This window comes from Pseudomonas donghuensis (assembly GCF_000696345.2).
In the GTDB taxonomy this organism is placed as follows: domain Bacteria; phylum Pseudomonadota; class Gammaproteobacteria; order Pseudomonadales; family Pseudomonadaceae; genus Aquipseudomonas; species Aquipseudomonas donghuensis.
Genome location: NZ_CP071706.1, coordinates 4,059,428 through 4,084,127, shown reverse-complemented (window position 1 = coordinate 4,084,127; position 24,700 = coordinate 4,059,428). Strand labels below are relative to the sequence as shown.

At 64.7% G+C, this 24,700-nt stretch carries 20 protein-coding genes; 11 read left to right on the top strand and 9 right to left on the bottom strand.

What is annotated here, in order from left to right; all coding sequences use genetic code 11:
• Positions 1 to 12: 12 nt before the first annotated feature.
• The gene (locus tag BV82_RS18930; RefSeq protein WP_036996454.1) at positions 13 to 957 is read right to left on the bottom strand and encodes a DUF1853 family protein; all 945 of its coding nucleotides are present in this window, start codon (positions 955 to 957) and stop codon (positions 13 to 15) included.
• 133 nt (positions 958 to 1,090) lie between these two features.
• Here BV82_RS18930 and BV82_RS18925 point away from each other — a divergent pair, with 133 nt between their 5' ends.
• The 11 genes from BV82_RS18925 to BV82_RS18875 all read left to right on the top strand — a co-directional run bounded on the left by BV82_RS18925 (position 1,091) and on the right by BV82_RS18875 (position 13,116).
• Entirely contained in the window at positions 1,091 to 1,981 is an 891-nt protein-coding gene (locus BV82_RS18925) for an NAD(+) kinase (RefSeq protein WP_010223281.1), read from the top strand.
• Positions 1,981 to 2,952, top strand: coding sequence for a metallophosphoesterase (locus tag BV82_RS18920; RefSeq protein ID WP_010223282.1), 972 nt, complete (start codon positions 1,981 to 1,983; stop codon positions 2,950 to 2,952). The genes BV82_RS18925 and BV82_RS18920 overlap by 1 nt, the downstream gene beginning before the upstream one ends.
• Complete coding sequence (locus BV82_RS18915) at positions 2,949 to 3,821, top strand: rhomboid family intramembrane serine protease (RefSeq protein ID WP_036996453.1); 873 nt, start codon at positions 2,949 to 2,951, stop codon at positions 3,819 to 3,821. The genes BV82_RS18920 and BV82_RS18915 overlap by 4 nt, the downstream gene beginning before the upstream one ends.
• A 14-nt stretch (positions 3,822 to 3,835) precedes the next feature.
• Positions 3,836 to 4,096 (top strand): YeaC family protein, encoded by a 261-nt coding sequence (locus tag BV82_RS18910; RefSeq protein WP_010223284.1) that lies wholly within the window; start codon positions 3,836 to 3,838, stop codon positions 4,094 to 4,096.
• Entirely contained in the window at positions 4,093 to 4,923 is an 831-nt protein-coding gene (locus tag BV82_RS18905) for a DUF2797 domain-containing protein (protein ID WP_026001334.1), read from the top strand. Before BV82_RS18910 ends, BV82_RS18905 begins: the two co-directional genes overlap by 4 nt.
• A 14-nt stretch (positions 4,924 to 4,937) precedes the next feature.
• Positions 4,938 to 7,595, top strand: a complete 2,658-nt coding sequence (gene pepN, locus BV82_RS18900) for an aminopeptidase N (RefSeq protein WP_036996452.1) — start codon at positions 4,938 to 4,940, stop codon at positions 7,593 to 7,595.
• A gap of 231 nt (positions 7,596 to 7,826) precedes the next feature.
• Positions 7,827 to 8,882 carry a WD40/YVTN/BNR-like repeat-containing protein gene (locus tag BV82_RS18895; protein WP_081839698.1) on the top strand — a complete coding sequence of 352 codons (1,056 nt, stop codon included), beginning with the start codon at positions 7,827 to 7,829 and terminating at the stop codon, positions 8,880 to 8,882.
• A 20-nt stretch (positions 8,883 to 8,902) separates the two neighbouring features.
• Positions 8,903 to 11,281 carry an efflux RND transporter permease subunit gene (locus BV82_RS18890; protein ID WP_036996519.1) on the top strand — a complete coding sequence of 793 codons (2,379 nt, stop codon included), beginning with the start codon at positions 8,903 to 8,905 and terminating at the stop codon, positions 11,279 to 11,281.
• 147 nt (positions 11,282 to 11,428) lie between these two features.
• Positions 11,429 to 11,722 (top strand): DUF5629 family protein, encoded by a 294-nt coding sequence (locus BV82_RS18885; RefSeq protein ID WP_010223289.1) that lies wholly within the window; start codon positions 11,429 to 11,431, stop codon positions 11,720 to 11,722.
• Positions 11,685 to 12,815, top strand: coding sequence for a lactonase family protein (locus BV82_RS18880; protein ID WP_081839697.1), 1,131 nt, complete (start codon positions 11,685 to 11,687; stop codon positions 12,813 to 12,815). Before BV82_RS18885 ends, BV82_RS18880 begins: the two co-directional genes overlap by 38 nt.
• Positions 12,816 to 12,936: 121 nt before the next feature.
• Entirely contained in the window at positions 12,937 to 13,116 is a 180-nt protein-coding gene (locus BV82_RS18875; RefSeq protein ID WP_010223291.1) for a hypothetical protein, read from the top strand.
• A gap of 212 nt (positions 13,117 to 13,328) precedes the next feature.
• On the opposite strand, the gene BV82_RS18870 is transcribed toward BV82_RS18875, so the two are convergent.
• The 8 genes from BV82_RS18870 to BV82_RS18835 are packed head-to-tail and all read right to left on the bottom strand — an operon-like array spanning position 13,329 to position 24,700.
• The gene (locus BV82_RS18870) at positions 13,329 to 13,922 is read right to left on the bottom strand and encodes a glutathione S-transferase (RefSeq protein ID WP_036996449.1); all 594 of its coding nucleotides are present in this window, start codon (positions 13,920 to 13,922) and stop codon (positions 13,329 to 13,331) included.
• Positions 13,919 to 17,566, bottom strand: a complete 3,648-nt coding sequence (locus BV82_RS18865; protein ID WP_036996448.1) for an AAA family ATPase — start codon at positions 17,564 to 17,566, stop codon at positions 13,919 to 13,921. The genes BV82_RS18870 and BV82_RS18865 overlap by 4 nt, the downstream gene beginning before the upstream one ends.
• Complete coding sequence (locus BV82_RS18860; RefSeq protein WP_036996447.1) at positions 17,563 to 18,804, bottom strand: exonuclease SbcCD subunit D C-terminal domain-containing protein; 1,242 nt, start codon at positions 18,802 to 18,804, stop codon at positions 17,563 to 17,565. Before BV82_RS18860 ends, BV82_RS18865 begins: the two co-directional genes overlap by 4 nt.
• A gap of 51 nt (positions 18,805 to 18,855) precedes the next feature.
• Positions 18,856 to 20,481 carry a BatD family protein gene (locus tag BV82_RS18855; protein WP_036996446.1) on the bottom strand — a complete coding sequence of 542 codons (1,626 nt, stop codon included), beginning with the start codon at positions 20,479 to 20,481 and terminating at the stop codon, positions 18,856 to 18,858.
• Positions 20,478 to 22,199 (bottom strand): VWA domain-containing protein, encoded by a 1,722-nt coding sequence (locus BV82_RS18850; RefSeq protein WP_036996445.1) that lies wholly within the window; start codon positions 22,197 to 22,199, stop codon positions 20,478 to 20,480. Before BV82_RS18850 ends, BV82_RS18855 begins: the two co-directional genes overlap by 4 nt.
• Positions 22,196 to 23,272, bottom strand: a complete 1,077-nt coding sequence (locus tag BV82_RS18845; protein WP_010223298.1) for a vWA domain-containing protein — start codon at positions 23,270 to 23,272, stop codon at positions 22,196 to 22,198. The genes BV82_RS18850 and BV82_RS18845 overlap by 4 nt, the downstream gene beginning before the upstream one ends.
• Positions 23,265 to 23,759 (bottom strand): DUF4381 domain-containing protein, encoded by a 495-nt coding sequence (locus tag BV82_RS18840; RefSeq protein WP_036996444.1) that lies wholly within the window; start codon positions 23,757 to 23,759, stop codon positions 23,265 to 23,267. Before BV82_RS18840 ends, BV82_RS18845 begins: the two co-directional genes overlap by 8 nt.
• Entirely contained in the window at positions 23,756 to 24,700 is a 945-nt protein-coding gene (locus BV82_RS18835; RefSeq protein ID WP_010223301.1) for a DUF58 domain-containing protein, read from the bottom strand. Before BV82_RS18835 ends, BV82_RS18840 begins: the two co-directional genes overlap by 4 nt.

The following is a 24,700-nucleotide window of genomic DNA, read 5'->3' as shown; positions in this document are numbered from 1 at the left end:
TTGCAAAACCCGTCACCCTGGCAGGTTCGGCCATAAGTCCGAGACCAGAAACAACCGCTCGGCTTCCTCCCACTCGCCACGCTCACCCTCGACCAGCCGCACCAGCAACTGCGCTGGCGCCAGCGGGTCCAGCGCCTGCAACCAGGTCTCGAAGCGCTGTGCCGACCAGCAGTCCTGCGCCGGGTAACAGGCCGGCGCCAACCAGGCATGGCGCGGCAATGGCTGCCAGCGACCGGGCGCACTCTGGGCACGGAACGCTGCCCAGTCACGCTGGTGCAACCATCGCCCACGCAAGTGCTGTGGATTGGCCCCGCGCGGCGCTTGCGCCTGTCCCGGCCAGGGGTACAGCAGGTAGCCGCCCAGCCACAGCTGCGCACTGAACTGCTCGATCTCCAGCGCCGCCAGCGCTTCGCGGCTTTCGCTACGGGCCGATATCGGCAGTTGATGCTCGGCCAGGTGCGCAAGCTTGCGGTCCAGGCGATCGTGACAACCCGGCCCCAGCCACTGCGCCGGGTTGTCGTCGGTGCCGTGCTGCGGGCCCAGGTATAGCTTGATTGCCAGTTCCAGGTGGTGCACGCCGTCACTGTCGCGCAGCAGCAGGTCCAGCTCGCCGAGGGTATGCCCGCCGTTGCGGATCGGCAGGTTGGCGGCCAGCAGGGTCACGCCCGGGGCATGCTGGAGGACAAACTGCCATAGACGTTCGTAGTACAGCCCCAGGCGCCGGGTGCTGGCCTGGGTCAGCCAGTACAGCAGGGCGTGGCTGTCACGGTCCTGCTCGAGCAGCCACTGCTGCAGCCGTTCTGGCTCGGCCACCCAACGGCTGGCGGCCAGTGGATGACGCTGCGGCCACGGCGTGTCGCGCAGCATCGGCGGCGCGAGAATGACCCAGGCCAGGTCGCGCACCTGAGGCTGGCGCAACTGGCGGGGCAGGTCGATCAGGCTGGGAAACGGGTTCATTCAGCGAGCATAGCCGCTAAGCCTGCGCGCCTGGCGAATTTCTCCGGCGTTTGCCGCTGCACGGCGCTTTCGCCCATAATCGAACTCTTTGGCGAGCATCGCCTTTTTACCCGCCGTAGAGCCCTGGAGCCCCATGGAGCAATTTCGCAATATCGGTATCATCGGCCGCCTCGGCAGCTCCCAGGTGCTCGATACCATTCGCCGACTGAAAAAATTCCTGCTGGAGCGGCATCTGCACGTCATCCTTGAGGACACCATCGCCGAAGTCCTGCCCGGCCACGGCCTGCAGACCTCAACGCGCAAGCTGTTGGGCGAAGTCTGCGACCTGGTGATCGTCGTCGGTGGCGACGGCAGCTTGCTCGGCGCCGCCCGCGCCCTGGCCCGACACAACATTCCGGTGCTGGGTATCAACCGTGGCAGCCTGGGCTTCTTGACCGATATCCGCCCCGATGAGCTGGAAGTGAAAGTCGCCGAGGTACTCGACGGCCATTACCTGGTGGAAAACCGTTTCCTGCTGCAGGCTGAAGTCCGCCGCCACGCCGAAGCCATCGGCCAGGGCGACGCCCTCAACGATGTGGTGCTGCACCCGGGCAAGTCGACGCGGATGATCGAATTCGAGATCTACATCGACGGCCAGTTCGTCTGCAGCCAGAAGGCCGATGGCCTGATCGTCGCCACCCCGACCGGTTCCACCGCCTATGCGTTGTCGGCGGGCGGGCCGATCATGCACCCCAAGCTCGACGCCATCGTCATCGTGCCGATGTACCCGCACACCTTGTCCGGGCGGCCGATCGTGGTCGACGGCAACAGCGAGCTGAAGATCGTGGTGTCCAAGGACCTGCAGATCTACCCGCAGATTTCCTGCGACGGCCAGAACCATTTCACCTGTGCACCGGGCGACACCATCACGGTGAACAAGAAGCCGCAGAAGCTGCGCCTGATCCACCCGCTGGATCACAATTACTATGAGGTATGCCGGACCAAGCTCGGCTGGGGCAGCCGCCTGGGTGGTGGAGGCGAGTGATGCTCGATCCCGCTCGCAGTTTCGACCTGATCGGTGACGTGCACGGTTGTGCGCACACCCTCGAACGCCTGCTCGATGCCCTCGGCTACAAGCGCCAGGGCGGCGTCTGGCGTCACCCGTCGCGCCAGGCGCTGTTCCTCGGCGACATCATCGACCGTGGCCCGCGGATTCGCGAAGCGCTGCACATCGTCCATGACATGGTCGAAGCCGGCCAGGCCTACTGCATCATGGGCAACCACGAGTACAACGCCCTGGGCTGGAACACCCCGGCGTTGCCCGAGAGCGGCAAGCATTACGTGCGCGAGCACACCCCGCGCCATGGGCGGCTGATCTATGAGACCCTGACCCAGTTCGAACAGCACCCGGGCGACTGGCAGGACTTCCTCGAGTGGTTCTACGAGCTGCCGCTGTTCATCGACGCCGGGCGTTTTCGCCTGGTGCATGCCTGCTGGGACGCGCGCCTGATCGAGCCGCTGCGCCAGCAGTACCCGGACGGGCGCATCGACGAGCATTTCATCCAGGCTTCGGCGGTGCCGGAGAGCTTTGCCGCCACGGTCTGCAACCGCCTGTTGCGCGGCACCGACATGCGCCTGCCGGACGGTTTGACCCTGACCGGGGGCGACGGCCTGACCCGCGCGTTTTTCCGCACCAAGTTCTGGGAAGAAGACCCGCAAACCTACGGCGATATCGTCTTCCAGCCCGATGCGCTGCCCGAGCAGGTGGCCAACGCGCCGCTCAGCCACAGCCAGAAGAACGCCTTGCTGCGCTACAGCGAGGACGAACCGATGCTGTTTGTCGGCCATTACTGGCGCAGCGGCAAACCGGCGCCGATCCGCGCCAACCTGGCCTGCCTGGACTACAGTGCGGTGCTGTACGGCAAACTGGTTGCTTACCGTCTGGATGCTGAAACCCGCATCGACCCACGCAAGTTCGTCTGGGTCGATGTCGACCGGCCGGAGGCCAGCCAATGACTGTAGTGGAGGTATTACGCATGCCGCTGAGTACCGATCTCAGCGGTTTTGTCGGCCTGTTACGGCGCCTGCAGGTGCCGCACCGGGTCAGCGAGGAGGGCGGCGACCTGGTGTTGTGGGTGGCCGAGGACTTCGCCGAAGACGTGCGCGAGCTGTATCAGCGCTTCCCAGAGGGCAATGCGGAGTTTGAATTGCCGGCCGACACCGCCCTGGCGCCACCGGCACAGCCAAGCGTCGGCGAGCAGTTGCGCGCCAGCAAGGCCACGGCGGCGATCCTGCTGCTGTGCCTGATCGTCGCCGGCCTCACCGGGCTTGGCGACAACTTCGCCACCTTGAGCTGGCTGACCTTCCTCGATTTTCGCGTGCAGGGCGATTACCTGTACTTCACCCCGCTGGCCGCAAGCCTTGCCGATGGCCAGTGGTGGCGCCTGTTCACACCGATGCTGGTGCATTTCGGCATCCTCCACCTGGCCATGAACGGCCTTTGGTACTGGGAGCTGGGCCGGCGCATCGAGCTGCGCCAGGGCCCGTGGAACCTGCTCGGCATGACCCTGCTGTTCAGCCTGGTGTCCAACGCCGCCCAGTACCTGTTTGGCGGCCCGAGCCTGTTCGGCGGCCTGTCGGGGGTGCTCTACGGTTTGCTCGGGCATGTCTGGCTGTACCAATGGCTGGCGCCCAACCCTGTGTATCGCATGCCGCGCGGCGTGCTGGTAATGATGCTGGTCTGGCTGTTGCTGTGCCTGTCCGGTTTGATCAGCCTGCTCGGCTTCGGCCAGATCGCCAACGCCGCTCATGTCAGCGGGCTGTTGGTCGGTTGCCTCAGCGGGCTCTTGGGCGGGGCGCTGGCCCGGCGTAAACTGACCGCTTGATTTTGGGAGACGTTATGTCCACTTTTGCGCAAATGATTGAAAACATCACCCCGGAAATCTACCAGAGCCTGAAACTGGCCGTGGAACTGGGCAAATGGGCAGACGGGCGCAAGCTCACCACCGAGCAGAAAGAGCTGTCGCTGCAGGCGGTGATCGCCTGGGAACTGCAGAACCTGCCCGAGGAAGAGCGCACCGGTTACATGGGGGCGCAGGAATGCAGCTCCAAATCGGCACCGGTGGCGAACATCCTGTTCAAGTCGGATGCGATCCATTGATCGAACTCGGCCGCGGCTCCATCAGCAAAATGTCGGCGCGCCTCGACGCGTCGATGGTGCAGTACGCTTTTCGCCTGGGCGAGCAGGAAGTGCCGGTCAACCCCTTGATCGGCAAGACCGTGCGCCTGGAATACCTCGGTGCCATCCATTGCAGCCACTGCGGGCGCAAGACCAAGACCAGCTTCAGCCAGGGTTACTGCTACCCGTGCATGACCAAGCTTGCGCAGTGCGACGTGTGCATCATGGCCCCGGAAAAATGCCATTACGATCAGGGCACCTGCCGCGAACCCGCGTGGGGCGAGCAGTTCTGCATGACCGATCATGTGGTGTACCTGGCCAACTCCTCGGGCATCAAGGTCGGCATCACCCGCGCCAGCCAGCTACCGACGCGCTGGCTTGACCAGGGCGCCAGCCAGGCGCTGCCGATCGTGCGGGTTGCCACCCGCCAGCAATCGGGGCTGGTCGAGGACCTGTTCCGCAGCCAGGTCGCCGACCGCACCAACTGGCGCGCCTTGCTCAAGGGCGATGCCGAGGCGGTCGACCTGCTGGCCGTGCGTCAGCAGTTGTTCGACAGCTGCGCCGAGGGCTTCAGCGCCCTGCAGACGCGATTCGGCCTGCAGGCGATCCAGCCGCTGACTGACGCCGAGGTGCTGGAAATCCGCTACCCGGTCGAGGCCTACCCAAGCAAGATCGTCAGCTTCAACCTGGACAAGAATCCCGTGGCTGAAGGCACGCTGCTGGGCATCAAGGGCCAGTACCTGATCTTCGACACCGGCGTGATCAATATTCGTAAATACACGGCGTACCAGCTCGCCGTGCATCAGTAAAAAAGGACCGCCACATGCGTACCGAACAGCCGCAAGTGATCTACCTCAAGGACTATCAGGCCCCCGAGTACCTGATTGACGAGACGCACCTGACCTTCGAACTGTTCGAGGACCACAGCCTGGTCCACGCGCAGCTGGTCATGCGCCGCAACCCGGCCCGTGGTGCTGGCCTGCCGCCGCTGGTGCTCGACGGCCAGCAGCTGGAGCTGCTCAGTGTGGCCCTGGACGACCAGGCCCTGGCTGCCGGCGACTACCAGCTTGACGATAGCCACCTGACCGTACAGCCCAAGGCTGCGACCTTCACCCTCGACACCAGCGTGAAGATCCACCCCGAGAGCAACACGGCCCTCGAAGGCCTGTACAAGTCCGGCAGCATGTTCTGCACCCAGTGCGAGGCCGAAGGGTTTCGCAAGATCACCTACTACCTCGACCGCCCGGACGTGATGAGCGCGTTCACCACCACGGTGATCGCCGAGCAGCATCGCTACCCGGTGCTGCTGTCCAACGGCAACCCGGTCGGCAGCGGCCCACAGGACGACGGCCGGCACTGGGCGACCTGGGAAGACCCGTTCATGAAACCGGCCTACCTGTTCGCCCTGGTCGCCGGTGACCTGTGGTGCGTTGAAGACAAGTTCACCCGCCAGTCGGGCCGTGACGTGACCCTGCGCATCTATGTCGAGCCGGAAAACATCGACAAGTGCCAGCACGCCATGACCAGCCTGAAGAAGTCCATGCGCTGGGACGAAGAAGTCTACGGCCGTGAGTACGACCTGGACATCTTCATGATCGTTGCGGTCAACGACTTCAACATGGGCGCCATGGAAAACAAGGGCCTGAACATCTTCAACTCCAGCTGCGTGCTGGCCCGCGCCGAAACCGCCACCGACGCCGCCCACCAGCGGGTCGAGGCGGTGGTCGCCCACGAATACTTCCACAACTGGTCGGGCAACCGCGTGACCTGCCGCGACTGGTTCCAGCTGTCGCTCAAGGAAGGCTTCACGGTGTTCCGTGACTCCGAATTCAGCGCCGACATGAACTCGCGCACGGTCAAGCGCATCGAGGATGTCGCCTACCTGCGTACCCACCAGTTCGCCGAAGATGCCGGGCCCATGGCCCACGCCGTGCGCCCTGACAGCTTTATCGAGATCTCCAACTTCTACACCCTGACCGTGTACGAGAAGGGTTCGGAAGTGGTGCGCATGGTCCGCACCCTGCTTGGTGCCGAGGGTTTCCGCAAAGGCAGCGACCTGTACTTCGAGCGTCATGATGGCCAGGCGGTGACCTGCGATGACTTCATCAAGGCCATGGAAGACGCCAATGGCGTCGACCTGAGCCAGTTCAAGCGCTGGTACAGCCAGGCCGGCACGCCGCGCCTGGCGGTCAGCGAGGCCTACGACAGTGCTGCGCAAACCTACAGCCTGACCTTCCGTCAAAGCTGCCCGGCAACCCCGGACAAGGTCGAGAAAAAACCGTTCGTGATCCCGGTGGAACTGGGCCTGCTCGATGCCCAGGGCAACGATATCGCCCTGCGCCTGCAAGGCGAGGCGGCTGCGGTCGGCACTTCGCGGGTGCTGTCGGTGACCGAAGCCGAGCAGACCTTCACCTTCGAAGGCGTTGCCGCCAAGCCGCTGCCATCGTTACTGCGTGGTTTCAGCGCACCGGTCAAGCTGAGCTTCCCCTATGACCGCGACCAGCTGATGTTCCTCATGCAGCACGACAGCGATGGCTTCAACCGCTGGGAAGCCGGCCAGCAATTGTCGGTGCAGGTGCTGCAGGAGCTGATCTCCCAGCACCAGCAGGGTGCCAAGCTGGTGCTTGACCAGCGCCTGGTGACCGCGTTGGGCACGGTGCTGGCCAACGAGCAACTGGATCAGGCCATGGTCGCCGAAATGCTTTCGCTGCCCAGTGAGGCCTACCTCACCGAAATCAGCGAAGTGGCCGATGTCGATGCCATCCACGCCGCCCGCGAGTTCGCCCGCCAACAGATCGCCGAGCAGCTGTTCGAGGCCCTGAATGCACGCTACCAGGCCAACCGCGGGGTATCGCGTGGCACCGAGTACCTCGCCGAGGCCGAGCACTTTGCCCGGCGCAGCCTGCAGAACATCGTGCTGTCGTACCTGATGCTCAGCGCCAAGCCTGAAGTCCTGGCCGCGACCCTGGAGCAGTTCGACGCCTGTGACAACATGACCGAGCGTCTCACCGCGCTGGCCGTGCTGGTCAATTCGCCGTTCGAAGCCGAGCGGGCCAAGGCCCTGGAGAGCTTTGCCGAGCACTTCAAGGACAACCCGCTGGTCATGGACCAGTGGTTCAGCGTACAGGCGGCCAGCACCCTGCCGGGCGGCCTGGCACGGGTCAAGGCACTGATGCAGCACCCGGCGTTCACGATGAAGAACCCGAACAAGGTCCGCGCCCTGGTCGGTGCCTTCACCGGGCAGAACCTGGTCAACTTCCACGCTGGCGATGGCTCGGGTTACCGCTTCCTGGCGGACCTGGTGATCGAGCTCAACGCACTCAACCCGCAGATCGCGTCGCGCCAACTGGCGCCGCTGACCCGCTGGCGCAAATACGACAGCGCGCGTCAGGCGCTGATGAAAGGTGAGCTGGAGCGCATTCTGGCTAGCGGTTCGCTGTCCAGTGATGTGTATGAGGTCGTGAGCAAAAGTCTGGCTTGATGGCCTCATCGCGGGTCAAGCCCGCTCCCACATTTAGTGTGGGAGCGGGCTTGACCCGCGATTGCTTCCCCGCAAATCCCCCCCGCTTAACAAAAGATAACGTCCCGTTCGTTGTCAGTCCTTTGCAAACCCCGATAGGATGGCTCTCAGCTATTGCGGGGCTCTGGAACACGGTTTTTGGCAGTACCTGCATATAGATTGACCCAAATAACAATAAAGGGGGATAGATCTATGACTGAGCCTGTCATGGCGGGTCTCGGCGGTGCTGCGCGTAAAGCCGGCAGTCGCCCTTGGGCATTGGCCGCCAGCGGCTTGCTGGTAGTGGCAATCGGGCTTTGGGCCAACACGGTCGAGGCTGCAGCCGCTGCAACCGATGTCTACTCCACCGAATCGTCCAAGGCGGTAAACAGCCTGCTGCTGGACGTCACCAAGGCCGGCGCGCGCCTGGTCGCTGTCGGTGATCGCGGCCATATCCTGTTTTCCGATGACCAGGGCAAGACCTGGACCCAAGCCAAGGTACCGACCCGGCAACTGCTCACGGCGGTCTATTTTGTCGACGACCAGCACGGCTGGGCGGTCGGCCACGATGCGCAGATCCTTGCCAGCACTGACGGTGGCGCCACCTGGAGCAAACAATTTGAAGACCTGGCGCGCGAAGCGCCGTTGCTCGACGTCTGGTTCAAGGACACCCAGCACGGCTTCGCCGTGGGTGCCTACGGCGCATTGCTGGAAACCACCGACGGCGGCAAGACCTGGAACGAGGTCGGCGATCGGCTGAACAACGAAGACCAGTTCCACCTCAACGGTATCGCCGCGGTGAAAGACGCCGGCCTGTTCATCGTTGGCGAGCAGGGCAGCATGTTCCGCTCCAGCGACGACGGTCAGACCTGGGAAAAGCTCGAAGGCCCCTATGAAGGCTCGCTGTTCGGTGTCACCGGCACCGCCCAGCCGCGTACCTTGCTGGCCTACGGATTGCGCGGCAACCTCTACCGTTCCACGGATTTTGGCGATAGCTGGCAACAGATCGAATTGAAAGCCGCGCGCGGCAACCTCGAATTTGGCCTGGCAAGCGCTACGCTTCTCGATGATGGCAGCCTGGTACTCGTGGGCAATGGCGGCAGTGTGTTGCGCAGCAGCGACGACGGCCAGAGCTTCAGCGTGTTCAACCGGGCCGATCGCATCGCCCTGGCCGGCGTCAGCGGGCTGAGTGGAGGGCGCCTGGTGCTGGTAGGCCAGGGTGGCGTGCACCTGGCTTCGGCCCAGGGCGCCGAAGGAGTGCAGCCATGACCGGTCAGGAGCAGTTCAACATGAACCAGCAACACCATCAGGACAAGACAACTTTGCTCGAACGCCTGATCTTCAACAATCGCCCGGTGGTGATCCTCATCTGCTTGCTGGTCAGCGTGTTCCTGTTCTGGCAGGCCACGCAGATTCGTCCTTCCACCAGTTTCGAAAAAATGATCCCGCTCGAGCACCCCTTCATCGAGAAGATGCTCGAGCACCGCAATGACCTGGCCAACCTCGGCAACATCGTGCGCATCTCGGTGGAGGCCACCGACGGCGATATCTTCAGCAAGGAGTACATGGAAACCCTGCGTCAGGTGCATGACGAGGTGTTCTACATTCCCGGCGTCGACCGTTCCGGGCTGAAGTCGTTGTGGAGCCCCAGCGTGCGCTGGACCGAAGTGACCGAAGAGGGCTTTGCCGGTGGCGAAGTCATCCCGCAGACCTACAACGGCTCGCCGGAAAGCCTCGACAAGCTGCGTAACAACGTGCTCAAGTCCGGGCAGGTCGGGCGCCTGGTGGCCAACAACTTCAAGTCGAGCATCATCGATATTCCGCTGCTGGAGTCCTATCCCGACCCGCAGGACCAGGGCAAGCTGATCAAGCTCGACTATCAGCAGTTCTCCCATCAGCTGGAAGAGAAGATCCGCGACAAGTTCCAGGCCCAGAACCCCAATGTGAAGGTACACATCGTCGGCTTCGCCAAGAAGGTCGGCGACCTGATCGACGGCCTGATGATGGTGGCGATGTTCTTCGGGATCGCGCTGGTGATCACCTGGGTGCTGCTGTACTGGTTCACCTGGTGCATCCGCAGCACCATCGCCGTGTTGATCACCACCCTGGTGGCGGTGGTCTGGCAACTGGGGCTGATGCACGCGGTGGGCTTCGGCCTTGACCCGTACTCGATGCTGGTGCCGTTTTTGATCTTCGCCATCGGCATCTCCCACGGGGTGCAGAAGATCAACGGCATCGCCTTGCAGTCCAGCGATGCCGACAACGCCCTGACCGCCGCGCGGCGTACCTTCCGCCAACTGTTCCTGCCGGGGATGATCGCCATTCTCGCCGACGCCGTGGGCTTCATCACCCTGTTGATCATCGACATCGGCGTGATCCGCGAGCTGGCCATCGGTGCGTCGATCGGTGTAGCCGTGATTGTCTTCACCAACCTGATCCTGCTGCCGGTGGCGATCTCCTATGTCGGCATCAGCAAGAAGGCCATCGAGCGCAGCAAGAAGGACGCCACCCGCGAGCATCCGTTCTGGCGCCTGCTGTCCAATTTTGCCAGCGCCAAGGTGGCGCCGGTGTCCATTGTCCTGGCCTTGCTGGCCTTCGGTGGCGGTCTCTGGTACAGCCAGAACCTGAAGATCGGCGACCTCGACCAAGGCGCGCCGGAGCTGCGTCCGGACTCGCGCTACAACCAGGACAACGCCTTCATCATCGACAATTACTCGACCAGTTCCGACGTGCTGGTGGTGATGGTCAAGACCCCGACCGAAGGCTGTTCGGTACACGCGACCATGGCGCCGATCGACGAGCTGATGTGGAAGATGGAGAACACCCCTGGGGTGCAGTCGGCGATCTCGCTGGTGACCGTGTCCAAGCAGATGATCAAGGGCATGAACGAGGGCAACCTGAAATGGGAAAGCCTGTCGCGCAACCCGGACGTGCTCAACAGCTCGATCTCCCGTGCCGACGGCCTGTACAACGCCGACTGCTCGCTGGCGCCGGTGCTGATCTTCCTCAACGACCACAAGGCCGAGACCCTCGACCGTGCGGTCAAGGCGGTGCAGGAGTTTGCCGACAGCCATAACAAGGAAGGCCTGGAATTCCTCCTGGCTGCCGGTAACGCCGGTATCGAGGCGGCCACCAACGAAGTGATCAAGTCGGCCGAGCTGACCATTTTGATCTTGGTGTACATCTGCGTGGCGGTGATGTGCATGATCACCTTCCGCTCCTTCGCCGCGACCCTGTGCATTGTCCTGCCGCTGGTGCTGACCTCGGTGCTGGGCAACGCGCTGATGGCCTACATGGGCATCGGCGTCAAGGTCGCGACCCTGCCGGTGGTGGCACTGGGCGTAGGCATTGGCGTGGACTACGGCATCTACATCTACAGCCGCCTGGAGAGCTTCCTGCGCGCCGGGTTGCCGCTGCAGGAAGCCTACTACCAGACCCTCAAGTCCACCGGCAAGGCGGTATTGTTCACCGGCCTGTGCCTGGCCATCGGCGTGTGCACCTGGATCTTCTCGGCGATCAAGTTCCAGGCCGACATGGGCCTGATGCTGACCTTCATGCTGCTGTGGAACATGTTTGGTGCGCTGTGGCTGCTGCCGGCTCTGGCGCGGTTCCTGATCAAACCGGAGAAAATGGTGGGCAAGGAGGGCGGTTCGATTTTTGCCCATTGACCGCTGCTGTCATCGGGGCTACTTCGTAGCCCATCGCCGGCAAGGCCGGCTCCCACAGGTGCGCATTACCTGTGGGAGCCGGTCTTGCCGGCGACGCTTTTGACGATCAGGTATCATGGGGGTTTTCCCGCCAGTGATCTTCCTGCAATGACAACCCTCTCCCAAGCCCTCGAATCCAGCAACATGCTCCTGATCGACGGCCTGCACGCCTTTGACTTCACCTTCGACGAAACCGGCCTGAGCATCGAGCTGATGGACGGCCGTGCCTTGAAAAAATACAAGTTCTCCCCCGAGCAGATCGGCGCCGCCCGGCTTGAAGGTACCGACTGGCTGGTCGCGGCCGAGACTGGCGAGCATCGGCTAGTCTGTATGAGTGCCTTTAGTGCCTGCGATGAGGAAGACGATGACGCGCCTGCTGAAGAACCTGCTGATCGCCAGTAGCATGAGCCTGACGCTCACCGCCCAGGCCCACGACCTGCTGGTCGGCAGCTATACCGCAGGCAGCAGCGAAGGTATCTACCGCTACCGCTTCAACAGTGACAGCGGCCAGATCGACCCTGCGCCGCTGCAGATCCTCATGAGCGAAAACCCGTCCTGGCTGACCCTCTCGGTGGACAAGCGCCTGCTGTTTGCCGTCAACGAGAACGGCGCCGGCAACGGCCAGGTCAGCAGTTTTGCGATTGGCAAGGACGGCAACCTCAAGGCGCTGAACCAGGTGCCAAGCCAGGGCGATGAACCAACCCATTCCAGCCTCAGCCAGGACCAACGCTACCTGTTCGTCGCCAATTACGGCGTGTTGCCCGCCCCGGGCGGCAGCCTGAGTGTGTTGCCGGTGGGGCGTAACGGCTACCTGCAAGCCTCGGTGCAACAAGACCGGCACAAGCCCAGCGGCGTCAACCCGGAGCGCCAGACCGGGCCCCATGTGCACTCTGTGGTGTCATCGGACGACGGCAAGTACGTGTTCGCCAGCGACCTGGGGGCCGACAAGGTGTTTGTCTACCGCTACGACGGCGCCAGCCCCACGCAACCGCTGAGCGCGGTCGAGCCGGTCAGCCTGCCACCGGGCAGCGGGCCGCGGCACCTGCTGTTTGACCGCGATGGCAAGCATGCCTACCTGACCCTGGAGATGAGCGCCCAAGTGGTGGCCTTCGATTATCAGGACGGCAAGCTGGTGGAGCTGCAACGCCTGCCATTGACCGAGCAGAACGATGCCTCGGCCAAGGCGGCGGGGGGATTGCACCTGTCGGCCGACGGGCGCTTTCTGTATGTCAGCAACCGTGGCACGGCCAACGAGCTGCTGGTGTTTGCCGTGGATGACAAGAGCGGCAAGCTGATGCAGGTGCAGCGGCGCAGTGTCGAGGGCGATCACCCGCGGGAATTTACCCTCGACCCTACCGGCAAGTACCTGTTGGTGGCCAATCAGAAGAGCAACCAGATCGTGGTGATCCGCCGTGATCCACGCAGTGGCCTGCTGGGCGAAACCGTACAGAAGCTGGCCCAGGATGCGCCGTCGGACCTGAAGTTCGTCAACTGACTATCAATTGCCTTGATGTTGGCTACTGCTGCAATGAATTTCTGTGCGCCGCGCCAGCGGCGTAAGTTTGAACCACGGCCCCAAGCGGCCACTTCAAACCACAGACTTCGAGGTCAGCGCCATGAACTTCAACCTTTTCCCGGTCATCGCCGCTTCCGCCATTTCTGCTTCGGTGGTCCTGCCGGCCAACGCCCATGTCGAGCTCAGCGAGCGTAAATCGTCGACCCAGAGCTATACCCAGAAATACCTGCAACAAAGTGCCAACTTCTACGCTGCGCTGGACCACAAGTCGCAGCATTGAGCGTGTAGATTTTTCTGGTAATAGCATATCGCCATGTGATTGAATTTGACGCTAATTTATTGACGTCAGGGGATAACACATGAAATGGCGAATTCTGGCGGTGTTGCTGTTCCTCTATTCTTCGCCGATTCTGGCGCTGTAGCTTCTGGCCTCATCGCTGGCAAGCCAGCTCCCACAAGGGCCCTGTGGGAGCTGGCTTGCCAGCGATGGGTTCAACGCGCCATGATCGCCTTGAACAATGCCGACTCCAGCCACCTCTGCAACCATGCCCGCAAGTGCGGGTAGGGCGCGTGGGCGAACCACTCAGGCTCCACCCCGGCAAACTGGCGCATCAACGGCAACAATGCCGCGTCAGCCAGGCTGGGATGGTCCGCGAACAGGTACGCCTGCTGCGCCAGTCGCGCATCCAGTTCCACCAACCAGCTTTCGGCCTGGGCCCGGTAATGTTCCCGTGAATGCTGCGGATAGCGTTCGGCGTACTTGTACAGGTTGACCTGGGCCTTGAACTCGCGATCATTGCGTGCGATCAGCGCATCAGCGGCTTGCGCCGCCTGCGGGTCGGCCGTCAGCCGCCAATCGTGCGGGTCGTGCCGGGCCAGGGCCCAGCGCATGATGTCCAGGCTTTCCTCCAGTACCAGGTCATCGGCACTCAACACCGGCACCGTGCCCTTGGGCGACAGGGCCAGCAGTTCGGCTGGCTTGGCCTTGAGGCTGACTTCGCGGATCTCTACCGGGCACTGGGCGTAGCGCAGGGCCAGGCGCGCGCGCATGGCCCAGGGGCAGCGGCGGAACGAGTAGAGGATCATCCGCTGACCTCCACGGTACTCAGGCCATTACCCTGGCGGCGGACCTGGATCTGCACCGGGATGCGCTCGTGCATCTCCTGCACGTGGGAGATCACCGCGACCTTGCGGCCCTGGGCCTGCAGGCCGTCGAGCGCGTCCATGGCCAGTTGCAGCGATTCCGGATCGAGGCTGCCGAAGCCTTCGTCGATAAACAGCGATTCGATGCGCAGGGTGCTCGAAGCCATCGAGGCCAGGCCCAGGGCCAGGGCCAGCGAGACCAGGAAGGTCTCGCCGCCCGACAGCGAATGCACCGAGCGCAGTTCGTCACCCATTTCCGTGTCCAGCACCAGCAGCCCGAGCAGGCTGCCACCGCGCTTGAGCCGGTAGCGCCGGGCCAGTTGGCGCAACTGGGCGTTGGCGTGGTGCACCAGCAGGTCGAGGTTGTAGCCCTGGGCGATCTTGCGGAAGGTATCGCCGGTGGCCGAGCCGATCAGGGCATTGAGCCGTGCCCAGCGCTGCCACTCGCTGTAGGCTGTGGCGATCTGCTCGGCCAGGGCCTGGTGAGCCAGTTGCCGGCGCTGGTCTTCGGCCTGGGCGGCACGCAATTCGGCGCAGGTCTGTTCGCTGGCGGTCAGTTGCACCTGCAGGCTGTCGAAGGCCTGTTCCAGCGTTTCGCGGGTGAGCTCGGCATTGCCCTGGGCCTGATGCTGGTCCAGGCGTTGCTGGCGCTCCTGCAGCAGGGTACGCGCCTGTTCGATGGCCTTCTCGCTGTCCTGCAGCTCCTGGCGCAGTTGCGCCACGGCGTTGTCGTCGAGCGCCAGCAACTGCTCCAGGCCGCTGTCGTCCAACTCCGGGTGGCCCTGGCGCCATTGTTCGATCTGGCCGCGCACCTCATGGTGTTCCTGCTCCAGCGCGCTCAGGCGTTCGCCCTTGGCCTTGAGCTCGGCGGCCAGTTCGATCAAGCGTGCCTGGGTCTCCTGCAACTGTTGGCCGGCCTGGGTTTCGGCCTGGCGCGCTTGCTCCACCGCCTGGTCCAGATGCTGCTGCCAATGCTCGGCGCTGGCCTGTTCGCCGAGCAGGCTGGCAAGGCTGTCGCGGCTGGCTTGATGCTGGCGCTCCAGCTCGCTGAACTGCTGTTGCAGTTCTTCCTGCTTCTGAATCCGTGCCTGTTGCTGCAACTGGGCTTTGTCCAGGGTCTGCTGGCGCTCGCCGTGCTCCTGCTGTTCGTCCTTTTGCCGTTGCAGCAGGTCCAGGCGCAGGGCCAGTTGCTGGTCCAGGCGCATGAAGGCGGCAGCCGGCTCCTGGCGCAGGTCGTTGAGGATCTCGCCAGGCAACAGGCTGGCGAAACTGGCCAGTTCCTGCTCCAGGCGCTCTTGGTCACTGGCCAGCGCCGTTTGCTGCTGGCTCAGGTGCTGGTTGGCCTGCTGACTGGTATCTTGGGCTGCCTGCAATTGCTGTTGCAGGCGGCTGGCGTCTTTCTGCAGGGCCAGTAGGGCGTTCTGGCGCTGTTCGTCACGACTGATGTCGTGGTTCAGGTTGCGCGCCTGCAAGTCCAGCCAGGCGCTGCGCTGGCTGGCGTCCTGGTCGGCCAGCGACGGGTACAGCGGGTGCGCTTCAAGGCTTGGCTGCAACGCGTGTTGCTGGTTGCCCAGTTGTTCCTGCTGGTGCAGGTATTCCTTGATCTGGCCGTTGACGCCACCCAGTTGAGTGCGCAGTTCATCGAGCTGTTTCTTCAGCCCGTCGACCATTTGCTGTGCGTTAGCCTCTTCGTTCTGGTCGTGGCGGCCGAGGCTTTGCAGCAGGGCTTCGGGCTGGTGATAAGGGTGCTCCTGGCTACCGCACACCGGGCAGGGCTGGTCGTCTTGCAGTTGCGCGCGCAGGTCTTCGACGCTCTGGCTGCGGGCCAGGCGTTGGCGTTCGAGCAACTGGCGGGTAACGCTTAGCGCTTGCTCGGCGGCGGTCAGCTGGTTCTTGCCATTGAGGCCTTCGCTGATCAGCTGCTCGCGTTGCTTCAACGCCGCTTGCTGGCGCTCGCGCAAGGCTTGCAGGCGCTGTTCGAGGTCCTGCTGGTTGCTCCACAGCCGGCTCAGTTCTTCGACCTGACGCTGCTGCTGGCGGTTTTTCTGCAGCAGCTCGCCGAGCAGGCCGATCTGTTCGGCCAGGGCCTGGGGTTCAGCCTCGGCTTCGCGGTAGAGCAGGGCCAGGGCGGCGCGCTGCTCCTCAAGCTGGGCACTGGCCTGGCTGGCACGCTCCTGCAGGCCAGGCAGCTCGGCGTGGCCCTGGTTGAGGCGGTTGCCCAGCTGCATCAGTTGCTGCAGGCGGTCGCGATAGGCGCTCCAGGCTTCGCTCAGCCCGGCCAGCGGCGCGCTTTGCTCCAGCTGTTGGCCGATCTGCTGCAGGCGCTGTTCGCTCAGGCGTTGCTGTTCATCGAGGGTCAACAGCTGTTGCTGGCCCTCGGCACTGGCCTGCTCGGCCTGGTGCTTGAGCGTCGCGCTGTTGGCCAGTTCCTGGTGCAGGCGGGCGAGGGTGTTCTGCTCGGCAAAGGCCTGGCGCACCGATGGCGCGCTGTCGGTTTGTTGTGCCAGGGCCTGGGCGAGGGCCGCGTGGGCCTTGCCCAGGTCGTCCTGCAGTTGCTGCTGGTGGCCATGCAACAGGTCATGCTGCTGGCGCTGCGCGGCGATGCTCATCGCCAGCGGGCTGAGCTGGGCATTGAGCGCCTGCTGGCGGGCAAACTGGTGACGCTGCGGCGCCAGCTGTTCCAGGCGCGCGAGTTTCAGCCGCTCGCTGTGCAGGCTGTCGTTGTGCTGCTGGGCACTGTGCAGTTGCGCCGTGCTGGTCTGCACCTGTTCCTGCAGTTGCAGCAACTCGGTGAGCCAGCTGCGCTGCTGTTCAAGCTGGCGCAGTTGCGCCTGTTCGGTCTTGAACCGATCGAGGGCCCCGCTGTAGCGCTGGTCGAGTTCGGCGCGGGCCTCGGCGGCCATAGGCATCACGCCGCTGGCCTGGTCCAGCAGGGCCTTGTGCGCCTCTTCGGCTTCCTTGCTCTTGCTGTAGGCGCGGCGGCCCAGCTGGCTGTAGATCGCCGTGTTGGTAAGCTTTTCCAGCAGCTCGCTGCGCTCTTTGTCATCGGCCTTGAGAAAGGCGCTGAACTCGCTCTGGGCCAGCATCACCGCGCGGGTGAACTGTTCGAAGTTCAGGCCCAGGCGCGACTCGATCAGTTGCTTGTATTCGGCCTTGCTCTGGTTGCTCAGCAGCTGGTCGCTGTCCAGGTCATGCAGGCTCTGACGGCTGCCTTGCAGCTTGCCGTTGGCCTTGTCGCGGGCGCGGTTGGTTTCCCAGCGGGCGCGGTAGCGCCGGCCGTCGATGCCGACGAAATCCACCTCGGCAAAACCGCTGCCCGAGCCCCGGCGCAGCAGGGTGCGCGGGTCGCTGGTGAGGATGTCGCTGTCGAGATCCGGCAGCTTGGTCTCGCGGCCGATGTTGTTCAGCCGTGGCACGGCGCCGAACAGCGCCAGGCACAGGGCGTCGAGCAGGGTACTCTTGCCGGCGCCGGTGGGCCCGGTAATGGCAAACAGGCCGGCGCTGGCCAGCGGCTCGGCGGTGAAGTCGATCTCGATCGGGCCTTCCAGCGAGGCCAGGTTCTTCAGACGGATGGCGAGAATCTTCATGGCTGTTCTTCCTCCTGCTGGACGTCCTGCAGCAACAGGGCAAAGTCGGCCAGGGTCTGTTCATCGACAACATTGCCATAGGCCTGCTCCCAGGCGCGGCTGAACAGCTCGTGCGGGGTCAGTTGGCCCAGTTCCAGCAAGTCGGCGCCGCTCTCATCCTCGCTGCGCCCGTTGCCGGCATACTCGGCCGCGATGCGCACCAGGCGCACGGCCTTGCCGTGCAGGGCGCCTTCGAGCTGGGCGCGCAGGTCGGGCAGGGGCTCGTCCAGGCGTACGCGGATCTCCAGCCAGGGTTGGCGCTGCGGATCGTCCAGCAGGTCAATCACCGGCAGCTCGGCCAATTGCTCGAGCACTTCGGCCAGTGGCGCCGGGCCCAGCCGTTGCAGGTGCACGGCCCGCGGCACCAGGCGCGATTCGACGCTGGCCAGGTTGGCGCCATCCAGTTCGATTTCAAGGATCTGGTGTTGATAGCCGATTTCCGAGAACGACAGCGGGATTGGCGAGCCGCTGTAGCGGATGCGCTCTTCGCGGTTGACCTTCTGCGGCTTGTGCAGATGGCCGAGGGCGACATAGCTGATTTGCGGGGCGAACAGGCGCGCTGGCAAGGCTTCGGCGTTGCCGATGATCAGGCTGCGTTCGGAGTCTTCCGAGACCGAGCCACCGGCCATGTGCGCGTGGCTCACGGCAATCAGTGCCTGGCCGGCCTTGCGCCGTTGCAGGGCGGCGGCGATGAGTTTCTCGTGGACCTGGGCAATGCCACGCAGGTAGTCATCGCCCAGGTGCGCACCGGTGACTTCCGCCGGGCGCAGGAACGGCAGCGCCAGGCACCAGGCGGCGACCTTGCCCTTGGCGTTGGTCAGCGGAATCAACAGGCGCTCGCTGTCCAGTTCACCTTCGTCCAGCCACTGCACCCGGCCCAGGGCGTGGGTGCGCAGGCGGCGCATCAGCGGCGCCGGTAGTTCAATGCGCGAGCCGGAGTCGTGGTTGCCGGCGATCATCACGATGTTCAGCTTGGGCTGCTGTTCGTGGGCCTGGACGATGAAGTCGTAGAGCCGCTCCTGGGCTTTGACCGGCGGGTTGACGGTGTCGAAGATGTCGCCGGCAATCAGCAGCGCATCGGGCTGGCGCAGCTTGAGCTGGCCGAGCAGCCATTCGAGAAAACAGGCGTGTTCGAAATCGCGTTCCTGGCCGTGCAGGGTTTGTCCCAGGTGCCAGTCGGAGGTGTGAAACAGACGCATGAAGGGTTCCGCAGTGTGCCGGCATAGCGCCCGGGGCGCCACGCCTTGAGTTTATTTGGGGTACAGCGGCGGCAGGCTGCCGCTCTCGCTTTGTGCAGGCTGGACCTGCTCGGCGGCCGGGATGGTGCCAATGGCCCGCCATAATTCTTCACCTTGCCAATACTGCCCGCTTTCGCTGTACAGCGCGCCGTTGAGGCCATCGAGGGCATCGGACAGCGGTACGAAACGTGCGGCCATCTCGGCCAGGGTTTCCGGTTGCTGACGCGCCCAGGCATCCAGGGCCTGGCGCGTGGCTTGGGGGTCGTTGGTCTGGCACGCGCGCTTGAGGTCATCAAGCAGGGTGCGCGGGCTCGGCCCGGTTTGCGCCGCACGCAGCACCGCCGGTTGCGAGCGCGCCCGCCACCAGAGGGCAAAGCCCAGCAGGGTGGTCAGGGCCAGTACCAGGGTACTCAGTTGCCAGGGCCAGAGCAGGTGGGTTTGCACTGTGACCGGATCGACGCTGGCCGGTTTGTCGGCGCTCAACGCCGGGTTGTCCTCGATCTGCAGGCTACGAGCGGGCAGGCTGCTGCGTTCCAGGTGATCTTCGCGGGTGTTCCACCAGACCACTTCCTGGCTCGGCAGTTCCAGCCGGCCGCTGTGGGTCGGCACCAGCGCTTCGCGCTCTTCACGCACACCGAGCAGGCCACGGTCGTTGACCTGGTTGCGCAATTGCGGCTGGTCCGGGTAGCGGCGCAGGCCGGTGACTTCGGTGCCCGGCAGCGGCGGCAGCTGGGCGCTGGACAAGCCCTCGGCCTGGAGGATCACGGTGCGGGTCAGCGAGTCGCCGATCTGGGTCTGCTGCTGGGCCGGGTCCGGGCTCCAGTGTTCTTCCAGGGTCAGGCTGTTGGCCGGCAGCCAGGGCGCATTGGCCGGGTAGTCGGCCGGGATCGGGTCGACTGTCAGCACCAGCGGCGTCGAGCTGACCTGCACCTGCTTGCCGGCGCGCGGGGTGTTGAGCTCCTGCTCGGCATCGTTCTGGGCAGCGGTGGCACTGAAGTTCAGGGCCGGGATTTTCAGGTCGCCACTCTGCTGGGGGTAGATCGCATAGCGCATTTCGATCACGCCGTGGCGCACGCCGTCGATGAGTTTCTCGAAGGTGCGCGACTCGCCCAGCGGCTCGACCCTGGCGTTGTCCAGTTGCAGCGGGCTGAGGCTGCTGTCGTCGTACAGCGGTACCGAGTGGTAGATGCTCAGGGTCAGCACCGCCTGGGCCTGGACGTAGACTTGCGGCTGGTCGAGGCTGGCGTCGATGAACACCGGGCCCTGGTTTTCGCGACTGACCTCATTGGCCTGGATCTGCAGGCTGATCGGCTGGCTGCGCACTTCGCCCAGCTGCAGGGCGGGAATTTCCACACTGCCGCTCTGGCGCGGCAGCAGGGTAATGATCCAGCGCGTGTTGGCGCTGCTCTCGTCAAGGCTGTTGAGGCTGTTGACCTGGCGCGTGCCACGTACTTCGAAGTTGGCCTGCAGTGGCGTCAGGTCGGGTTTGCCGAATTGGGTGACGTCCTGGGTCTCGAGGGTCAGCTCAAGGGTTTCGCCGGCATTCAGGCGTGTGCGGTCGACACTGGCGAGCAGCGCCGCTGCCTGCACCTGCAGGGCGAGAAAGAGGCTGAAGACCAGGACGCAAACGCGACTCATCGATGGGTTTCCTGATGTTGTTGCTGTTCATACCAGAATTTACGCCGCAACAGTTCGGCCGGGTTGTCCGGGATCTGTCGCAGCCATTGTTCCAGGGCCTGGCGCTGTTCGGCATCGAGGCTGCTGTCAGCCGGGCGCTGGGGCGGCCGGGTAGTGTCATCGTCGTCAGCGCCGCTGGCGCTGTTCTGCGCCTGCTCGCTGCTGCTGTCCTCGGCCTTGGCCGCTTCATCCGGATCCTGCGCAGGTTTTGCCGCGGCCTGGTCCTGGGCGTTCTGCGAGCTGCTGGCAGTATCGCTGCTGCTGTTGGGGTTGCTCTGCGGGTTGTCTTCCGGCGGCTGTTCGGGTGCGTGTTCGGCCTGGCGTTGTTGCAGCAACTGTTCGACCAGTGCCTTGTTGACGAGTGCCGGTTGCAGTTCCGGTTGGCGTTCCAGGGCCTGCTCGTAGGCATCCAGCGCCGCTTCCAGTTCACCGCTGCGGGCCAGGGCGTTGCCGCGATTGTAATGGTCGGCGGCGCTGTTGCCCTGGGCGAACTGGCGGGCGGCGCCGTTGAAGTCGCCGGCCTGGTACAGCGCCAGGCCTTTCCACTGCGGGTCTGCGAAGTGCCGGGCGGCATCGGCCGGACGTTGCCGTTCAAGCAGGCGCTGGCCTTGCTGGTCAGGGCGCAGCCACAGGTCGTTGAACTCGAAGGCGTGGCTGGGCTGCGGCACGGCCAGCAGCAACGGCAGGCAGAACAACCAACCGCGACGGCCGGCGCACGCGGCCAGCAGCAACAGTGGCAGCAACAGCCAGTAGCCTTGGTCGGCCCAGCTGTCGAGTTGTACGGTTTGGCCATCGTCACGCAGACTGCGCGGGTTGTCGAACAGGCGCAGGCCGCGTAGGTCGAGGTCGTCGATACGGGCACTGCGGTAGCGCCCGCCGGTGCTGTTGATAAAAGCCTTGAGGCTGGCGCTGTCCAGGCGCGGCAGGAGGATCCCGCCCTGGTCGTCCTTGAGGAACTCGCCGTTGGCCTGCTTGACCGGCGCCCCCTCGGCGCTGCCGACGCCGAGCATCAGCAGGCTCGGGCCCTGGCGGCCGAGGGCCTGGACAATGCCCTGGCGTTCCTGGGCATCGAGCGAGGAGCCGATCAACAGCAGGCGGCCCTGGCCCAGGCCGGCCTGAGCGAGCAGGGCCAGGCCCTTGCGCACGGCCAGGTCGGCGTGCTGCCCGGCTTGCGGCATGATCGCAGGATCCAGGGCTTCGAGCAGATTGCGACTGGTGGCCAGGTCGTCGGACAGCGGCACCAGGGTGTGGGCGCTGCCGGCATAGACGATGATCGCAGTCTGGCTGTCGCGGCGGTGCTCGAGCAGGTCGAGGATCTTGCGTCGGGCCTGTTCCAGGCGGGTTGGCGCCGCGTCGTCGGCGAGCATCTGCGGGGTCAGCTCAAGCAGGATCACCAGCGGGTCGGCCGGGCGCTGGCGGGTATCTTCCAGGCGTTGCCAGCTGGGCCCGACCAGGGCCAGCACGGTGATCAACCAGGCCAGGCCCAGGGCGATCCACGGCAGTTTGCTGTCGCGGCCGCTGCCGCCACCCAGCAGCACGGCATGAAAGGCCGGTGGCAGGATCATCTGCCAGCGCCCGGCGCGTTTTTGCCGGTGCCACAGCTTCCATAGCAGCCAGGCCAGCAGCGGCAGGACGAGCAGCCACAGCGGGCGCAGCCATTGCGGCCACAATTCGCTCATCGGCGCCTCCTCAAGCGCAGCCGTTGCAGGCGCTGACGCCATTCCGGGTGCGGCTGCAAGAAGCGCGGGCGGCGCAGCAAGCGCTGCAGCAGGTTGTCCGGCCATTGCTGCTCGATCACCAGCAGCAGGCTCAGCACCAAGGCCAAGGCCAGCGGCCAGCTGTACAGCGGCTGGGCGGTGCGCGCCTGGGTTGGCTGCTGGGCCACAGGTTCCAGGCGGTCGAGCGCTTCGCCGATGGCATGCAGTTCTTCGCCGTCGTGGGCGCGGAAGTAGCTGCCACCGGTGAGCTCGGCGATTTCCTTGAGCGAGGCTTCGTCCAGGTCCAGGCTTGGGTTGATGCCCAGCAAGCCGGCGGTACCGGTTTGTTCCGGGTCGGCACCGATGCCGATGGTGTAGATGCGCACGTTTTCCTGGGCGGCCAGGCGCGCGGCGGTCAGCGGGTGAATCTGCCCGCCGTTGTTGGCGCCGTCGGTGACCAGCACCAGCACCCGGCTCTGGGCCGGACGTTGGCGCAGGCGCTTGAGGGCCAGGCCAATGGCGTCGCCGATGGCGGTGTTCTTGCCGGCGATGCCGATCTGCGCTTCGTCGAGGAAGGTACGTACGGTGCGCCGGTCGAAGGTCAACGGGGCCTGCAGGTAGGCCTGGCTGCCGAACAGGATCAGGCCGACGCGATCGCCCTGGCGGTCTTCAAGAAAATCACCGAGCAGGGCCTTGACCAGGGTCAGGCGGCTGACGTCGTCGCCTTGCCACTGCATGTCGGGAAAGTCCATGGAGCCGGAGACGTCCACCGCCACCAGCAGGTCGCGGCCACTGGCGGCCACCGGTAACGGCTCGCCCAGCCATTGCGGGCGGGCGGCGGCAAACAGCAGCAACAGCCACACCAGCACGAACGGCGCCTGCTGGCGCCAGGTCGGCAGGTTCAGGCGCGCGCGGCGCCCAGCCAGGCCTTCGAGTTCATCGAGAAAGCTGACCTTGAGCACCGGCTCACCACTGTCGGCGGCCGGCAGCAGCAGGCGCGCCAGCCAGGGCAGCGGCAACAGTATGAAGACCCACGGCCAGGCCAGCTCAAACATGTTTGCGGATCCAGGTTTCGACCGACTGGTTGAGGCCGTTGATGGCTTTGTCGTCGAGTTTGCATTCGGGTTTGTAGGCGCCTTCGACCAGCACCATCCAGCGGGTCAGGCCGGCGGCCGGGCAGCGGTTATCGAGAAACGCCAGCCATTGGCGACCGTTGAGGGTATGGCTGTGACTGCCCGGATAATGGTTGCGGCACAGGCGTTTGAGCAGGGCGTTGATCTGCTGCAGCCAGGCACCGGCCGGGGCGCCGTCGTAGGGTTTGGGCAGGCGCGCGAGTTCGGCCAGGGCTTCGATGCGTACCGGGTCCAGGGGCAGCTCGGCGCGCACGATGGCCTTTTTGCCTGGGCGCCAGTGGCGCAGCCGCCACAGGCCCCAACCCAGCAGGGGCAGCAGCAACAGCAGTGCCCACCAGCCCGGGGCCAGCGGCCACCAGCCGATCGGCGTCGGGGTGATCAAGGGTTGCAACTGATCGAGCGGGTTCACGAGGTTTTCCCCGGTCGTTGCGCGTTGAGGTACTCGCGCAGTTGCTCGATCATTTCGCTCTGGGTGCTCAACGGCATCAACACCACCCGCAGCTTTTGCGCCAGCAGTTCCCAGCGCTCGATGCGCGCTTCGCTTTGCTGGCGGTAGCTCTTGCGCAGGGTCGGGTCGAGGGTGTCGAGCTCCAGTTGCGCACCGTGCTGGGCAAAGCGCAGCAGGCCGGCGGCGGGCAGGGCGTGGTCGAGCGGGTCGGACAGCGGCAACAGCAGCAGGTCGCAATGGCGCGAAAGCAGGCTCAGCTGTTGTTCGACCGCAGGCGTCAGCGCCCGCTCGTCGCAGATGATGATCGCCAGGCTGCCGGGGCGCAGCACTTCACGGGCGCGGCGCAGGGCAATGCCGAGGCTGTCGGCCTGGGGCACGGCTTCGGTATGCAGCGACTGGTTGACCCGCGCCAGGCGGTTGAGCAGTTGCAACAGGCTCTGCTTGCTGCGCCGTGGCTTGATCTCGTAGTGCTCGTTGTCACCGAACACCAGGCCGCCAATGCGGTCGTTGTGGCCCAGGGCGGCCCAGCCGATCAGCGCCGCGGCCTGGGCGGCGAGCACCGACTTGAACATCAGTCCCGAGCCGAAGAACAGGCGCTGGCTTTGTTCGACGAGAATGAAGATCGGTCGCTCGCGTTCCTCATGAAACAGCTTGGTGTGCGGCTCCTGGGTGCGCGCGGTGACCCGCCAGTCGATGTTGCGCACATCGTCGCCGGCCTGGTAGACCCGCACCTGGTCGAAGTCGACCCCGCGTCCGCGCAGTTTCGAGTGGTGCAGGCCCACCAGCGGGCTGCGCTGGCCCGGCCGGGAGAACAGTTGCACTTCGCGCACGCGGTGACGCATCTCGATCAGCTCGGTGAGGCTGATGCGGATTCCGGGCGCGGCCAGCAGGCGATTGGGCAT

Coding starts and splice junctions, on each gene's coding strand:
- BV82_RS18930 (WP_036996454.1), bottom strand. CDS start 957: ATGAACCCGTTTCCCAGCCTGATCGACCTGCCCCGCCAGTTGCGCCAG.
- BV82_RS18925 (WP_010223281.1), top strand. CDS start 1,091: ATGGAGCAATTTCGCAATATCGGTATCATCGGCCGCCTCGGCAGCTCC.
- BV82_RS18920 (WP_010223282.1), top strand. CDS start 1,981: ATGCTCGATCCCGCTCGCAGTTTCGACCTGATCGGTGACGTGCACGGT.
- BV82_RS18915 (WP_036996453.1), top strand. CDS start 2,949: ATGACTGTAGTGGAGGTATTACGCATGCCGCTGAGTACCGATCTCAGC.
- BV82_RS18910 (WP_010223284.1), top strand. CDS start 3,836: ATGTCCACTTTTGCGCAAATGATTGAAAACATCACCCCGGAAATCTAC.
- pepN (WP_036996452.1), top strand. CDS start 4,938: ATGCGTACCGAACAGCCGCAAGTGATCTACCTCAAGGACTATCAGGCC.
- BV82_RS18895 (WP_081839698.1), top strand. CDS start 7,827: ATGACTGAGCCTGTCATGGCGGGTCTCGGCGGTGCTGCGCGTAAAGCC.
- BV82_RS18890 (WP_036996519.1), top strand. CDS start 8,903: ATGAACCAGCAACACCATCAGGACAAGACAACTTTGCTCGAACGCCTG.
- BV82_RS18885 (WP_010223289.1), top strand. CDS start 11,429: ATGACAACCCTCTCCCAAGCCCTCGAATCCAGCAACATGCTCCTGATC.
- BV82_RS18880 (WP_081839697.1), top strand. CDS start 11,685: ATGACGCGCCTGCTGAAGAACCTGCTGATCGCCAGTAGCATGAGCCTG.
- BV82_RS18875 (WP_010223291.1), top strand. CDS start 12,937: ATGAACTTCAACCTTTTCCCGGTCATCGCCGCTTCCGCCATTTCTGCT.
- BV82_RS18870 (WP_036996449.1), bottom strand. CDS start 13,922: ATGATCCTCTACTCGTTCCGCCGCTGCCCCTGGGCCATGCGCGCGCGC.
- BV82_RS18865 (WP_036996448.1), bottom strand. CDS start 17,566: ATGAAGATTCTCGCCATCCGTCTGAAGAACCTGGCCTCGCTGGAAGGC.
- BV82_RS18860 (WP_036996447.1), bottom strand. CDS start 18,804: ATGCGTCTGTTTCACACCTCCGACTGGCACCTGGGACAAACCCTGCAC.
- BV82_RS18855 (WP_036996446.1), bottom strand. CDS start 20,481: ATGAGTCGCGTTTGCGTCCTGGTCTTCAGCCTCTTTCTCGCCCTGCAG.
- BV82_RS18850 (WP_036996445.1), bottom strand. CDS start 22,199: ATGAGCGAATTGTGGCCGCAATGGCTGCGCCCGCTGTGGCTGCTCGTC.
- BV82_RS18845 (WP_010223298.1), bottom strand. CDS start 23,272: ATGTTTGAGCTGGCCTGGCCGTGGGTCTTCATACTGTTGCCGCTGCCC.
- BV82_RS18835 (WP_010223301.1), bottom strand. CDS start 24,700: ATGCCCAATCGCCTGCTGGCCGCGCCCGGAATCCGCATCAGCCTCACC.